The following is a 13333-nucleotide window of genomic DNA, read 5'->3' on the forward strand; positions in this document are numbered from 1 at the left end:
AAACAGGTAAGGGATATGGCGTCGAGATGGCTTTTCTCGACGCCGCCCCGCCAAATCAACTTCTGGGTTTGAACGAACGTACGTACCGTCAACACTTGGCGGCCGCGCTGGAAGCAGTCCTAAATGTTATCTCCAGCGAAGAAGAAGAGATCGTTCCATGGCAAGAGTTGTATCGGATTCAAAGCTTTGAGATTAAGTGGTCGCGTCCGAACCCTTTTCTGTTCACGACGTTCATCTATTTCTCATTGAACGAGCTGGATGTGAACGGAGCATCAATTGGAATGTCAATTCTGGGTCATGACCAAAAATTGAGCGTTGGAAATGCAATGTGCGAAATTCAGTTTCACGTCGATGACGGCGATAAGGGCGAGGGACGTATTCCAGCTGCAACGAGCCTTCGAAAGCACTTTGGCATTTGAGCGCATCAGGCTCGTGGTCACCAAAACCAATCGACTGGCAAGTCTGGAATAATTAACGGTCCGGCGCGCATCCTTGCGCGACAATCCCGATTGCCATCGCGGTCGCCGCAATAACCGGGTCGATAACAACCTTGCTCAGCTCTTGCTGAATTGCTTTTCGGTGGGCTGACATTCCAGCGCATCCGAGCACGATTGTTTCCGCGCCCTGTTCGACCAAGGCACGGCTGGCCTGCAGAAGGCGGTCTCTCAACTCATCTGAGCGCGTCATCTCGACGACTGGAATGTTGACCGCCTTCAGGCCCACACAGCGTTCCATCAAACCATGAGAGCGAATGAGGCGAAGGTCCGCATTGAGCGCCTCGTTCGATGTTGAGATCACGCCAAACCTTTCGCCGGTGTTCAATGCGGAGCTCAGACCGGCTTCACAAATACCAATCACTGGCTTGTGCGTGACCTCCCGCGCCGATTGGACCGCCGGATCGGCAAAACATGCGATCACGAAGGCGTCGTAGCTTTCGTTGCATTCGATCACCTTGCTGCAGACCGGATCTATGACCGCGTCGATATCCCGTTGAGTTTCAATGCCCAATGGCGAGGAAACCAGACTGATGCAATCAATGGCGACGCCGCCGCCGAACCTGAGAGGAGCGACGGCCTTGTCCATTTCGTCCGAGAATGCCGCATTGCTGTTGGGATTGATAACCAGAATACGCATTGTTGTGAGAGCCCTTGTGTACTTGCCACGTTTCGTGGCCGGTCATTTCGTCAGAAATCTTTGAATTGATACCGGTGAGGCAGACCAAGCGGCCTAGTCATAATATCCCGCGCGCACCGTGGCTCCGATGAAATTACAGATGAGACGTTCTGCGTGAACCAATGTTGTTTTGCCGACATCCATGTTGGGAGCGATCTCGACAAGATCCATGCCAACAACACGTCCTTTGCCGACAAGTCCGTGGATCAGTTTGTGAATTTGTACCCAGTTCAACCCGCCCGGAGTTTGCGAAATGACACCAGGCATTATCGTCGGATCCAGTCCGTCCGCATCGATGGTCAGATAATAGGGACCTCCGTCCGGAATACGGTCCAAGACAGCCTGCATTCCGATGTCATGCATTTCATAGGCACTGATCAGGTCAGCTCCCCTGGAACGGGCAAATTCGACTTCACCCATTCGGGCGCTGCCGATACCTCGCAGACCGATCTGCACAATCGGTCCAATCCAGTCCATCTCCGAAGCACGGCGGATCGGGCTGGAATAGCCATTATGCTCGCCGTTGATCTCGTCGCGCCAGTCAATGTGGGCGTCAACCTGGACGAGCGTGACCGTTTCTCCGATTTCTTCCAGAGCACGAAGGACGGGAATTGGAATGCCGTGGTCGCCGCCAAGGGAAATCAACGTTGCACCTGACCGGAGGATCTTGCGCGCGGCCTGTTCGGCGTTTTGGTAATGCGCGGCATGATCAGCCATGTCGGCCGTTACGTTTCCGCAATCAACGATGTCGATGTCCTGGCCATCAAGCAAAGGGCCTCCCAGATCGAAATCGTAATGTTCGAGCGTGTAACCGATATCTTCGGCTGCCTGCCGCAGGGCGTCCGGTGCGCGGCTTTGGTCATTGGCCATGATCTCCGGGTAGTAGGGCATGCCGAAAGGAATGCCCAGGATCGCTATGTCAGCCTCCAGCCCGTCCAGATCCGTCTGCAAGGGAAAGTTCAGGAACGTGCTCGAAACACCCGAAGGAGCCGTGGTGAGTTTGTTCGCCGTCATGAGCCTCGTTTTTCTGTTCTGATTGCACCCGAAAGATGCCGGCTGAAACCGAGGTCCTGTGCCAGAGCCTGGTTTGCCGATTGCATGTAAGCAGGAAGGAGGACCTGGGCCGCCACGTTCGCCGCATCACGAGCGGTACTGTAGCGGTCCCAGAGATCATGGATCTCGGTGAGGATGGCGTTCTCGTCGATGTGTTTCAACCGGCCGTCTTCCATGACGATCTCGCCCGCAACAATTGTTGTTCTGACCGATGCTCCGGTCTCCGCGCCGACAAGATGCCGGGACAGCTGGTTCAGCGGCGCGTAGAGCGCACCACTTGTGTCGAGCAGAATGATATCCGCATCCTGTCCAACCGCCAGCCTGCCGGCAGTTTCACGCCGCATGGCGCGGGCGCCTGCCGTTGTCATCGCTTCCAGCAGGATTTCCGGTCGCGGCCACCTGGAGCAGTCGACATCTGCGAGCGATTGCAACAGCATTCCGATCTTTGCGTTTGTCCAGAGATTGTTGCCGTCATCTACCGATACTTCATCGGTCCCGAGAGCGATTGGAATACCCCGCTGAAGCATGTTTGCCATGGGCATGACGCCGCTACCCAGTTTCAGGTTCGAGACCGGGTTGTGAGCGACGGTCGCTCCGGAGTCCGCGAGCAGATCCAGATCCTCTTCGTTCAGCCAGATCGAGTGGATTGCAACCAGACGTTCATCGAGAACGCCGTGGTCATGGAGATAGCGAACCAGAGATTTGCCGTCCCTATGATGTGAATGGACCGCCTGCGTTTTCGTTTCCAGCAGATGCGTATCGAAAGAAACATTCTTCCGGCGGGCAAGATCAGAGAGGGCGCAGAGTGTATCCGGGTCGACCCGGTGCGGGGTTGAGCAGGATGTATGAACCGTTAGCCGGTCGTTTTCACTGCCGTGCCATTCATTGAACATTGCATGGTAAAAGGACAGAATTTCCGCCTGATCTGGCCATTTGGCCCGTTCCATTTCCAGGCGCTGTTCTGCGGTCAGATGCTCCCGTAGATAGGGAATCTTAGTGAATTCGAGCACGTTGGGAATGCCGAAGCCAACAGAGGCGCGCAAGCCGGCGGTCCGGTAAGCTTCAAAAATCGCGCCCGCATTATCCGGTGTCGGATCGCCGAAAAAATGAACATCATCGCGCACGGCGACAACACCCTGACGAAGCATGTCGATCGCGGTCAACATCGCGCGCAGATAGTACAGTCGCGGAGAGTGTGAAAAATCGTCCAGGGGAGCTTCGAGCAACATGTAGGGTTCGAGCGGCAGACCGGGGACTGCACCGCGCATGAATGCGCTCGAGGAATGGATATGCGCATTGATCAGCCCGGGCATGGCCAAGCGGCCCTTGCCATCGAGGAAGTTTGTGTCTGCAGTTATTTCCGCGTCACCTGCAACAGGGCCAATCGCTGCTATGCGGCCGTTTTCGCAAACGATACGACCTTTGACCGGTTCAGCCCATGTAGGGCTAGCAAGAATACGGACGTTGTCGATTATAAGCTTCATTGCGGTTCTCTGGACTTTGACGACAATTTGTACGAAGAAAATATCTCACATACAAACGAATTGAATTACCAAGATCAGTGAAAATTTTTCACACTAGGAGTGCTGATGAACCGTTTGCCACCCATAAATGCCCTACGGGCACTTGATGCCGTCGCACGACACGGTCGCTTTACAAAGGCCGCCGAGGAATTGAACCTGACACATGGTGCGGTAAGCAAACAGATCCGGCAGCTGGAAGAAATATACGAGACAAAATTGTTCATTCGAACGGCGTCCGAAGTTCGTTTGACTTCGGACGGCGCGCGCATTCATCGCACCACTGCCGAGGCTTTGAAAACGATCTCGGACACTGTCACAGAAAGGCAAAAGGACGATCTCGCCGGTGATCTGAGGCTTCTGGTGCCGCCAGCCTTTTCTGCCTACTGGCTGATGCCGCGTCTCACTCAATTCGTTGAGCGCTATCCCAACATTTCCTTGCGAGTGCAGACTTCACCTGAAATGATTAAGGAACCTGATGCCAGAACAGACGTCACAGTTCGCTACGGTCGCCCCAACTGGCCGGACAAGAATGTCACTTTGCTGAAAAACATTTCTCTTTTCCCTGTCTGCAGCCCAAAGCTGACGGTTGGACGTAACCCGTTGACAAAGTTGGCGGATCTGAAGCGATTCACGCTCCTGCATGAAGACGATGGGGAGCTATGGGCAAAATGGCTGGTTTCTGCAAAGTCGGGCATGCAGACTGGCAGTGCGAACCACTATATCGAAGACGTGCATCAGCTACTGGTCGCCGCGCGCGAAGGCCTGGGTATCGCTTTGGGGGACAATGTAACGTCTCGCCATTTCCTCGGGAGCGGCGAATTGATCCGGCCCTTCAGGAACACGATCAGGTCACCATACTCCTACTACACCATTACTGGTCAGAAACCGACACAGCGGGCCGCTGCATTTCTTGAGTGGGTTTCTACTGTCGAATAGTCCGGTCACGAGACTGGAATGTGTAGGTGACCGGACTATTCACGCCTATTTCGCAGGATGCGCCATCCCTGCGGCAAAGGCCTCGGCGATCTGCGTTCCGGTGGCGAACCAGACATCCTGTTGTTCACGCATATAGGAAACGATGCGGCGCAGCAGCATGTTCCGCGCGGGTCGACCTGAGATTTGCGGATGAAGGGTGAAGTTCACCAGTCCGCCCCACTCGTAAAGCGCGTCGAACTCCTCTTTCCAGACCTGAAAGATATGATCGTTGGTCAGGATCGTTGATTGCTCCTGAATGATATAGAGAGACAGCGCTGAATCGTCGAGCTGCCAGTGGAACGGCAATTCGATCGGTCCGTCAGTCCCGTCCTCCAGCTTGTGACGATAGGGGACGTAGTCATCGAGCATGCCACTGTTGTAGAGAAAGCCGCGATCATGAACGAGCTGGATCGTCCTGTCGCTTGAGGTCGCAGCCGGTGCGCGATATCCCTTCGGGACAACGCCAACGCAACGCTTGAGGGCGGCTAGCCCCTGATCCATTTCCTCAATCTCTTTTGCGGGGTCTTCAGGATCGATCCAGACATGCATGTGTCCATGATGTCCGACTTCGTGCCCTTCTTTGAGCACAGCCTCAATCGCCGCTGTATGGTTTTCGACGGTTGAGCCGGGAACATAAAAGCTTGCTGGAATCTCGAAATCGCGAAACACATCAAGCAACTTGTAAATGCCGCGCTTTGGTCCGTAAGCCCCCTGAGACAGGATTGACGGTTTGCGATGCGCGCTCGCGTCTTCTGAATACCAAAGCGATTCCGCGTCGAAGTCGCACGTCAGCATAACCGCGCAACGTGCGTTGTCAGGCCAATTGAAATCCACCATGAAACAATCCGTTATTTTTGCGGCGTTATCGGGCCAGCGGTTTCCACGATCAGCCCGTAATGTTCCGGGCGCCGATGCAGGCCGAAGTTGAACAGATCTTCCTTGTAGGGCAATCCCGCATCCAGGTCGCATTTGTGTACGATGACTTCGTCCCCGAGCGTCGACGTCATAGCGACAATTTCACCGGAAGGAGCGACGATGCAGCTCTGTCCGATCATTTTCGAACTCTCTTCAATGCCACATTTGGCCACTGCGACCACCCAGGTGGCATTCTGGTGTGCTCCAGCTTGCAGAACCAGGTGGTTATGGAAGGATGCGAGCACGTCGTGGTCGAAATTGTAATCGATCCCGACGGGCGTGTTATAGCCGATCATGATCATTTCAACGCTCTGGATCCCCATGCAACGATAGGTCTCGGGCCAGCGCCTGTCGTTGCAGATCGCCATGCCGATCCTGCCACCAAACCCTTCAAAAACGGGAAAGCCGAGATCGCCGATTTCAAAGTACCGTTTTTCAAGATGCTGTGCCGGCTTGTCCCAGAGCTCGCTGTTTCCGGGCATGTGGATTTTCCGGTACTTGCCGATGATCTCGCCGTTCTTGTCAACGAGGACTGATGTATTGAAGCGGCGTTTTCTACCGCCCTCGTTGACGATTTCGCAGTATCCCAGCTGAAAACCGATGCCAAGTTTCCTGGCTTCGTCGAAAAGTGGCTGAACATCGGGACTGGGCATCTCCGTTTCGTAATAGCTGTCCAGCTCTGCCTCGTCCTCGATCAACCAGCGCGGAAAGAAAGTGGTAAGCGCGAGTTCCGGATATACGACGATGTCGCAGCCCCAGTCCTTCGCTTCGCGCATCATCTTCAACAGCCTGGCGACAACACAGGTGCGGTCCTCATCCCTTGCGACCGGACCCATTTGCGCTGCTGCGACTTTTACGAACCTAGCCAATGTTCACTCCTGATCGTTTGCGACACCGTGACTTCAATGCACCCCGGAGACCGAAGTTTCCCTGCCAGACTTGGCCGAAGGATCACCAGCAGACAAACGAATTTGTTGAACAGGAGTGGTGAAAATGTTTCACATTTAAATTGGATCTTTGGATCCTTAGTTGTGTCGGTTTGAGAATCTCTCATAGTTTAAAATGCTTAGGAGCATAAGAGAATTCTGCATAATCAAGATGTGAAAAAAATTCACAACTAATGTGTGTATCATTCGATTGCGGCATCGTCGGTTTTGCAGCACCGTTAGCTTTGAAAATCTTGTGTGCTTTCGCGTGAGGAGCGTCTGAATTGCACTCAATAAGCGGAGGGAAACATGACAATCAGCCGACGTAACTTTCTGAAAACGACTGCAGTTGCCGGCAGCGCTCTTGCCTCGCCTGTATACCTGCGGCGGGCTTGGGCGGACGAGCCACTGGTGGTCGGGTCGTTTGGCGGCTATTTCGAGGATTCCATTCGCGAGAAAGTCCTGCCGAAGTTTACCGAAGCGACCGGGATCCCTTCTCGCTCAGTCCCGACGTCCTCGGGTACCTCCTACTATGCCGGGATCCGCCCCGCTGTAGCGGCCGGAGACCCGCCAATCGATGTGGGCATGACCGGGGGCGGGGAGATCATCCGTTTTGCAGACATTTTCCATCGTTTTGATCCGTCAAACGTTCCTAACGTGAAAAATCTCGGCGACAAGTTCGTTGCCCGTGGAAAGGATGAAAAGCCCTACGCCACCGCCGTGCTGTCCTGGTATTCCACGTTTGTCCAGAATACCGACTATTTTCCGGATCCCATCAAGTCCTGGGCGGAGATCTGGGACTCGAATTTCAGCAATTCGCTGGGTTGGACCGAGGACATCACCATCAGCGGGCTGCTTGAAATCACCCAGGCGACTCATTTTGCAGGTGAACACCTGTTGGCAACCCGCGAGGGAGCTCGCGAGCTGATGCTGAAAATCGCGGAACTCAAGGAAAACGTCACGCTCTGGTATCGCGATGAAGGTCAGTTTCAGCAGGGGCTGCAGTCGGGCGAAATTCCGGCCGGTCAGTATTATCATGATGTGACACAGATCATGATTGCGGACGGCTTCCCGGTGATCTCGGTCTTCCCGAAGGAAGGCGGTGTGATCGACTTCGGGTCATGGGGTATCCTGAAAGGATCTCCGCGGACGGATGCGGCCGAACAGTTCCTGAACTATTGCTGCGATCCGCAAGTGCAGGGTGACATGAGCCGGGCGATCGGTACAGCGCCGGTTGTCTCCCAACAGGCGGCTGGAATGAGCGACGAGGAGTTCGCAGCCGTTTCATCACCGATCCCGCCCATATTCGTTGACTATGACTTCCAGGTCCGGGAAGCGGATTGGACAACGGAAGAATGGGCGAAAATCCTTTCGGGCGCATAACGCCGATTGAACCAGATGGAAGCCCCGCCCGGGCGGGGTCTTTCTCCCATCCTGTCGACGGGGGTCGCTTTGACCGAACTCATACTAAGCAATATCGGCAAGAAATTCGGCAGTTTTACTGCGGTCAGGGAAGCCAATCTTCGTCTCGACGACGGTAGTTTCGTGTGCTTCCTGGGGCCATCTGGCTGCGGCAAGACGACCTTGCTCCGTTTGATCGCAGGACTGGAAATACCAACGGCTGGCGAGATCCTCGTTGACGGCGCAGATATTACGCGGCTGCCGGCGCACAGGCGCGAGATCGGCATGGTCTTTCAGTCCCTGGCGCTGTTTCCGCATCTCAACGTCGAGGAAAACGTCGCCTACGGCATGCGTCTGCGCAAAATGCGGAAAGATCAGGCGCTTCGAAAAGCACGCGAGCTTCTGGAACTGGTGAAGCTGCCCCATATCGCAAAGCGGGAAATTACCGAGCTGTCCGGTGGACAGCGACAGCGTGTCGCCATTGCCAGGGCCTTGGCGCTTCAACCCAAGCTGTTTCTACTCGATGAACCGTTGTCGGCGCTCGATGCCAATCTGCGTGAAGAAATGCAGGTGGAATTGAAGCAGCTGCAGCGGCGCCTCGGTGTGACCACCGTCATGGTGACCCACGATCAGAGCGAGGCAATGACCGCGGCAGATGTCATCGTGGTGATGAGCGCGGGCAGGATCGAACAGATCGGTCATCCCCTCGACGTATATCAACATCCGGCGAACAGGTTCGTGGCCGGTTTCGTCGGAGCGAACAACCTGATCGACGGTGTTCGGATCAAGGATGCCACGTCCGTCGAGTGCTTCGGTGAAAGTCTGCGGGTCGAGCACATGCAAACGGATGTACAGGCCGGCAGCGACGTGACCTTGTCTATCCGTCCGGAGGATGTGGAACTCACGGAAACGACGGACGGGGAGAACATCGTCCGTGGACAGGTCAGCTTCGTCCGCGACCTCGGGTTTGAGGTCGAGGCCTATGTCATGGTTGGCGACGTTCGTCTGACCGCGAAATGGATGCCGAAGGCCGATCCGACCATCAGGGAAGGAGACACGGTCGGCCTGTTTCTGGATCCGTCAGACATCAGGGTGCATCTGTCATGAAACCGGACAGGAAAGACGCCGGGTTGAGGGCGGCGCTGCTGTCTTATCCCACCGCCTTGCTGGTGTTCGCCTTCGTCATCCCGATGGGCATCATGTTCGTCAGCTCGTTCTATCACCGGACGGAAACCTACTACGAACGCGGGTTCGAGCTTACGCATTACCTGCGCACGTTCGACTGGCTTTACATCAAGGCCATGTGGACGACGGTGAAGCTGTCGACCATCGCCGCGACCATAGCCGTGCTGCTTGCATTTCCTTTCACATATTTCATGTCCGGCTATTCCCGGCGGGTGCAGACTGTGATCCTGGTCGTTGTTCTGGGGGTGCTTTCCCTGTCCGAAGTGATCGTTGCCTTTTCCTGGTCGAACGCGCTTTCGCGTCCGGCGGGGATCAGCAACTTTTTCGTCTGGCTGGGATTTATGGAGCGGCCTGCGTCCTGGGCGCGCGGTCTTCCGGCAGTTCTGATTGCCCTGAGCTACTTTAACCTGTCGATCGCCATTCTGATGCTTTATCCGCACTGCACGCGTCTGGATCCGTCCTATGTCGAGGCCGCGCGCACGATGGGAACTTCGCCGGCGAGGTCGATGTTCAAGGTCGTCATTCCCATACTTCGCAAACCGTTGATCGCGACCTGGATCGTCCTGTTCGTTTTCACCATGGGCGCCGTCGTGACACCGCAATGGCTCGGCCGGCCGGATCAATGGATGCTGGCGGTGCATATCAGCAAGCAGGCTGTCGAACTCGGCAACATTCCCTTCGCGTCCGCCCTGTCGATCGTGTTCCTGTTGGTCACAATCGCCATGGTGCTCGTCGCCAACCGCTTTGCCGACAAAAGCTAGAGGGCAGACTAATGTCGAAACTGCTGAAAGCTGCCTATTGCTCCGTCTTCCTGCTGATCCTGATGATGCCGCTCTTCATCGTGTTCGGCGTTTCAATGAATGCCAAGAAAGTATTGTTCTTTCCACCACGCGGCGTGTCGTCCAAATGGTACTCGGAGCTCTTTCTAAATCCGCAATGGTACGAGCCGCTGATCACCAGCCTGGCTGTGGCGGTCCTGACCGGGCTCCTGGCACTGTCTGTGGCTCTTCCGGTCGCCTATCTGTTGTGGCGGTACGGGGTGTTCTATGCAAGAGCGCTGTTTGCCCTGGGACTTCTGCCTTTCGCGTTTCCGCCGGTCATCACGGCAATGGGGATGTTGCTACTTTGGGTAAGCACTGGGCATACCGGTCAAATTGAAAACGTCGTCATCGGACACGCGGTCTTTCTGCTGGCGCTGCCGCTGACGATGATTTCGCTGGGTTTTGAATCGATCAGCAAGGAAGTCCTCGAAGCAGCCGAGACCATGGGAGCAAACCGCGCGCAGGTATTCCGGACGGTCGTTTTGCCGATCATCACTCCGTTCCTGGTGTCGAGCTTTGCCTTTGTGTTCGTGCTTTCGATGAACGAATTCGTCATTTCCTTCTTTGTTGGACAGTCGCGCATCGTCACCCTGCCGGTGCAGATCTTCTCGAGCCTGAGGGGAGGGTACTCGCCCACCATCGCCTCTGCTTCGGTTCTGTTCATCATGCTGTCCTTCATCGCCTTTGGGCTGATCGGAATATTCGGCAATCTTCCCAAGCTTCTCGGCGCCTATGAGCGTCAGTCCTGACAGCGCTGCTGCAGAAATCCCGAGGTCTCACATGAGTTATGATCTGATCGTCAAGAACGGCACCATTGCAACGGCATCCGATACCTATCGCGCGGATATCGGTGTACGCGGCGGCAAGGTGGTCGCGATCGCCGAAAATCTGGAGGACGCCCGCGAAACGATTGACGCAACCGGTCTGTTCGTTCTCCCAGGAGGTGTCGAGGCGCATTGTCATATCAACGAGCCGCCGATCGGCAAAGTTGAGAGTGCAGACACTTTCGAAACCGGGTCGCGTTCGGCCGCCTGCGGCGGCAATACCACCTTCGTTCCCTTTGCTAACCAGGCGCGTGGACAGTCGCTGCTGGAAGCGATCGAGATCTACCATGCTCTCGCAAATGGTAACTCCTACATAGACTACGGGTTTCACCTCATCGTTTCGGACGCCACGCCAGATGTGATCAATCGGGAACTGCCGCAGGCGATCAAGGACGGGTTCACCTCGTTCAAGGTGTTCATGTGTTACTCGGACGTGATGATCGATGATCGTCAAATCCTGGATGTGCTTCAAGTGGCCCGGGAGCAGGGTGCCCTCGTCATGGTTCACGCCGAAAACGATCACTGTATCTCGTGGCTGGGTAACAGGCTGACCGAGCTCGGTGAAACCGAGCCGAAGAACTATGCCAGGGCCCATGGCCACGTGGTCGAACGCGAAGCGACCCATCGTGCGATTTCATTGTCGGAGATCGTCGATACACCGATTCTGATCGTGCATGTTTCTTCGGCCGAAGCGATGGAACAGGTGCGTTGGGCGCAGAGCAAGGGGTTGAACATTCACGCCGAGACCTGTCCGCAGTATCTGTTCTTGAAGGAAGAGGATTTCGACCGGCCGGGCTGGGAGGGAGCGAAGTTCATCTGTTCGCCGCCGCCGCGGGAGGAAAGCAATCAGGGCAAGCTTTGGCAGGCGTTGAAAAACAATGTGTTCGATGTGGTTCATTCGGACCACTGCCCGTATTCCTATGAGGGACCGGCGGGCAAAAAGTATCATGAGCATGAAGGTGGACACCCGCATTTCTGTCACGTGGCGCCCGGAGTACCAGGGATCGAGGTGCGCCTACCGCTGATGTTCAACGAAATGGTCTCCAACGGTCGGATGGACATCAACAAGTTTGTCGCACTGACGTCGACAAACGCCGCGAAGCTCTATGGCCTTTATCCGCAGAAAGGCACGATTGCCATCGGTTCCGATGCAGATTTCGCGCTCTGGGATCCGGCCCGCGAAGTCGAGATCAGGCACGAAAACCTGCACGACGGCTGCGATTACTCCCCCTATGAGGGCACAAGGGTCAGGGGCTGGCCGGTCCGAACGGTCCTGCGCGGCCGGACAATCTGGAATGACGGCGAGATAACGGGTTCTCCCGGGGAGGGGAACTTCCTACCGCGCAAACTGTACCAGACGCCGCTCAAAACCAAGGCTGCGGAATGAGCGGAAAAATGTCCGGTATCTTTGACATCGCAATCATCGGCGGCGGTATCGCGGGAGCTTCCCTTGCTTACTTTGTCGCCCCCCATCGCAGCGTTGTCCTGTTCGAGCAGGAGACCGCGCTCGGGTATCACGCCACCGGCCGGTCAGCCGCGGAATATACGCGCCGGTTTCATTCACCGGCCGTCGGCAGGTTGACCGATGCCAGCTATGACTTCCTGACAACCCCTCCCGAAGGGTTCACCGAAACGCCCTTGCTGCACCGGCGCGGTAATCTCCTGATTGCAGGTCATGAAAAGGCGAAGATCTTTGAAAGGACATTTGCTTACGAAAACGAAAATCCGCCCCAAAACGGCTCTCCAATTCGGCGCCTGACAGTTGAGGAGGCGGTGGAGATGGTCGCCTTCCTGGATTCGGACTATGTGTACGGGGCGTTTTTCGATCCCGACTGTTGGGACATCGAAGTTGAAAACCTGCTGCAGGGTTACGCCAAGGGCGCCAGGAAGCAGGGGGCGGAATTTCGCAATTCGAGCAAGGTCGAGACCGTCACGCGAAAGCAGGATCATTGGGAAATCAGAGATGGCGAGAGGATAGCCCGGGCACGTATGGTCGTGAATGCTGCCGGCGCCTGGGTTGATCCCGTTGCGGTGCTCTGCGGCGTACCGGGGCTGGGCATCGTGCCGCATCGGCGGACTGCCATCAATGTGAAGGTGTCTGGTCATGACCTTTCGAACATGCCGGAAGTGAATGAAATCGAGGAGGATTTCTATTTCAAACCGGATGCGGGGCAGTTGTTCGTCAGCCCCGCCGACGAAACGCCGATGGAACCGCACGACGCATGGGCCGACGAAATGGATATCGCTTATGCTGCCCACTATCTGACCGAATGCACGACACTTGAAATTACCCATGTTGCGCATAGTTGGGCCGGATTGCGGACTTTCGCGCCCGATCGGCTGCCGGTGGTCGGGTTTTCAGAAGCCGTCCCGGGTTTTTTCTGGTTTGCCGGACAAGGCGGTTTCGGAATTCAAACGTCACCTGCTCTGGGACAACTGGCAGCCGCGGCGCTGACCGGATCAGATTTGCCTGAAAACCTGATGGCTGCCGGCGTTGATGTTGCCGGATTTCTCCCTTCCCGGTTTGGAGCCTGATC

General features: G+C 55.8%; 13 protein-coding genes. 8 read left to right on the forward strand and 5 right to left on the reverse strand.

The genetic code is table 11. The features are described from left to right. The first annotated feature begins 26 nt into the window (after positions 1-26). The gene (locus tag ABLQ08_RS30095) at positions 27-419 is read left to right on the forward strand and encodes a hypothetical protein (protein WP_352950243.1); all 393 of its coding nucleotides are present in this window, start codon (positions 27-29) and stop codon (positions 417-419) included. A gap of 52 nt (positions 420-471) precedes the next feature. Here the strand turns inward: ABLQ08_RS30095 and ABLQ08_RS30100 are convergent, their stop codons facing one another. The 3 genes from ABLQ08_RS30100 to ABLQ08_RS30110 all read right to left on the reverse strand — a co-directional run bounded on the left by ABLQ08_RS30100 (position 472) and on the right by ABLQ08_RS30110 (position 3710). After that, positions 472-1134 carry an aspartate/glutamate racemase family protein gene (locus ABLQ08_RS30100; RefSeq protein WP_352950245.1) on the reverse strand — a complete coding sequence of 221 codons (663 nt, stop codon included), beginning with the start codon at positions 1132-1134 and terminating at the stop codon, positions 472-474. Positions 1135-1227: 93 nt separating this feature from the next. Continuing rightward, complete coding sequence (locus tag ABLQ08_RS30105; RefSeq protein WP_352950247.1) at positions 1228-2187, reverse strand: agmatinase; 960 nt, start codon at positions 2185-2187, stop codon at positions 1228-1230. Continuing rightward, entirely contained in the window at positions 2184-3710 is a 1527-nt protein-coding gene (locus ABLQ08_RS30110; protein ID WP_352950249.1) for an amidohydrolase family protein, read from the reverse strand. The genes ABLQ08_RS30105 and ABLQ08_RS30110 overlap by 4 nt, the downstream gene beginning before the upstream one ends. A 105-nt stretch (positions 3711-3815) precedes the next feature. Here ABLQ08_RS30110 and ABLQ08_RS30115 point away from each other — a divergent pair, with 105 nt between their 5' ends. Then, entirely contained in the window at positions 3816-4685 is an 870-nt protein-coding gene (locus ABLQ08_RS30115; protein ID WP_352950251.1) for a LysR substrate-binding domain-containing protein, read from the forward strand. Positions 4686-4730: 45 nt separating this feature from the next. Here ABLQ08_RS30115 and ABLQ08_RS30120 read toward each other — a convergent pair whose 3' ends face one another. Next, the gene (locus ABLQ08_RS30120) at positions 4731-5561 is read right to left on the reverse strand and encodes a polysaccharide deacetylase family protein (RefSeq protein ID WP_352950253.1); all 831 of its coding nucleotides are present in this window, start codon (positions 5559-5561) and stop codon (positions 4731-4733) included. A gap of 11 nt (positions 5562-5572) precedes the next feature. Next, on the reverse strand, positions 5573-6508 hold the full coding sequence (locus ABLQ08_RS30125; protein WP_352950255.1) for an N-carbamoyl-D-amino-acid hydrolase: 936 nt from the start codon (positions 6506-6508) through the stop codon (positions 5573-5575). 366 nt (positions 6509-6874) lie between these two features. On the opposite strand from ABLQ08_RS30125, the gene ABLQ08_RS30130 reads away from it, so the two are divergent. The 6 genes from ABLQ08_RS30130 to ABLQ08_RS30155 all read left to right on the forward strand — a co-directional run bounded on the left by ABLQ08_RS30130 (position 6875) and on the right by ABLQ08_RS30155 (position 13331). Next, the gene (locus ABLQ08_RS30130) at positions 6875-7948 is read left to right on the forward strand and encodes an ABC transporter substrate-binding protein (protein WP_352950257.1); all 1074 of its coding nucleotides are present in this window, start codon (positions 6875-6877) and stop codon (positions 7946-7948) included. 69 nt (positions 7949-8017) lie between these two features. Continuing rightward, positions 8018-9073, forward strand: a complete 1056-nt coding sequence (locus ABLQ08_RS30135; RefSeq protein ID WP_352950259.1) for an ABC transporter ATP-binding protein — start codon at positions 8018-8020, stop codon at positions 9071-9073. Further along, positions 9070-9912 (forward strand): ABC transporter permease, encoded by an 843-nt coding sequence (locus tag ABLQ08_RS30140; protein ID WP_352950261.1) that lies wholly within the window; start codon positions 9070-9072, stop codon positions 9910-9912. The genes ABLQ08_RS30135 and ABLQ08_RS30140 overlap by 4 nt, the downstream gene beginning before the upstream one ends. Positions 9913-9923: 11 nt before the next feature. Then, on the forward strand, positions 9924-10721 hold the full coding sequence (locus ABLQ08_RS30145) for an ABC transporter permease (RefSeq protein WP_352950263.1): 798 nt from the start codon (positions 9924-9926) through the stop codon (positions 10719-10721). A gap of 31 nt (positions 10722-10752) precedes the next feature. Next, positions 10753-12183: a dihydropyrimidinase gene (gene hydA / locus ABLQ08_RS30150; protein WP_352950265.1), complete on the forward strand. Its 1431-nt coding sequence runs from the start codon at positions 10753-10755 to the stop codon at positions 12181-12183. Positions 12184-12191: 8 nt separating this feature from the next. After that, complete coding sequence (locus tag ABLQ08_RS30155) at positions 12192-13331, forward strand: NAD(P)/FAD-dependent oxidoreductase (protein WP_352950267.1); 1140 nt, start codon at positions 12192-12194, stop codon at positions 13329-13331. Positions 13332-13333 lie beyond the last annotated feature (2 nt).

Source organism: Roseibium sp. SCP14 (assembly GCF_040329475.1).
Lineage (GTDB): Bacteria > Pseudomonadota > Alphaproteobacteria > Rhizobiales > Stappiaceae > Roseibium.

Excerpts from the sequence above, each read along its gene's own strand:
- ABLQ08_RS30095 (WP_352950243.1), top strand. The coding sequence starts at position 27 with ATGGCTTTTCTCGACGCCGCCCCGCCAAATCAACTTCTGGGTTTGAAC.
- ABLQ08_RS30100 (WP_352950245.1), bottom strand. The coding sequence starts at position 1,134 with ATGCGTATTCTGGTTATCAATCCCAACAGCAATGCGGCATTCTCGGAC.
- ABLQ08_RS30105 (WP_352950247.1), bottom strand. The coding sequence starts at position 2,187 with ATGACGGCGAACAAACTCACCACGGCTCCTTCGGGTGTTTCGAGCACG.
- ABLQ08_RS30110 (WP_352950249.1), bottom strand. The coding sequence starts at position 3,710 with ATGAAGCTTATAATCGACAACGTCCGTATTCTTGCTAGCCCTACATGG.
- ABLQ08_RS30115 (WP_352950251.1), top strand. The coding sequence starts at position 3,816 with ATGAACCGTTTGCCACCCATAAATGCCCTACGGGCACTTGATGCCGTC.
- ABLQ08_RS30120 (WP_352950253.1), bottom strand. The coding sequence starts at position 5,561 with ATGGTGGATTTCAATTGGCCTGACAACGCACGTTGCGCGGTTATGCTG.
- ABLQ08_RS30130 (WP_352950257.1), top strand. The coding sequence starts at position 6,875 with ATGACAATCAGCCGACGTAACTTTCTGAAAACGACTGCAGTTGCCGGC.
- ABLQ08_RS30140 (WP_352950261.1), top strand. The coding sequence starts at position 9,070 with ATGAAACCGGACAGGAAAGACGCCGGGTTGAGGGCGGCGCTGCTGTCT.
- ABLQ08_RS30145 (WP_352950263.1), top strand. The coding sequence starts at position 9,924 with ATGTCGAAACTGCTGAAAGCTGCCTATTGCTCCGTCTTCCTGCTGATC.
- hydA (WP_352950265.1), top strand. The coding sequence starts at position 10,753 with ATGAGTTATGATCTGATCGTCAAGAACGGCACCATTGCAACGGCATCC.
- ABLQ08_RS30155 (WP_352950267.1), top strand. The coding sequence starts at position 12,192 with ATGTCCGGTATCTTTGACATCGCAATCATCGGCGGCGGTATCGCGGGA.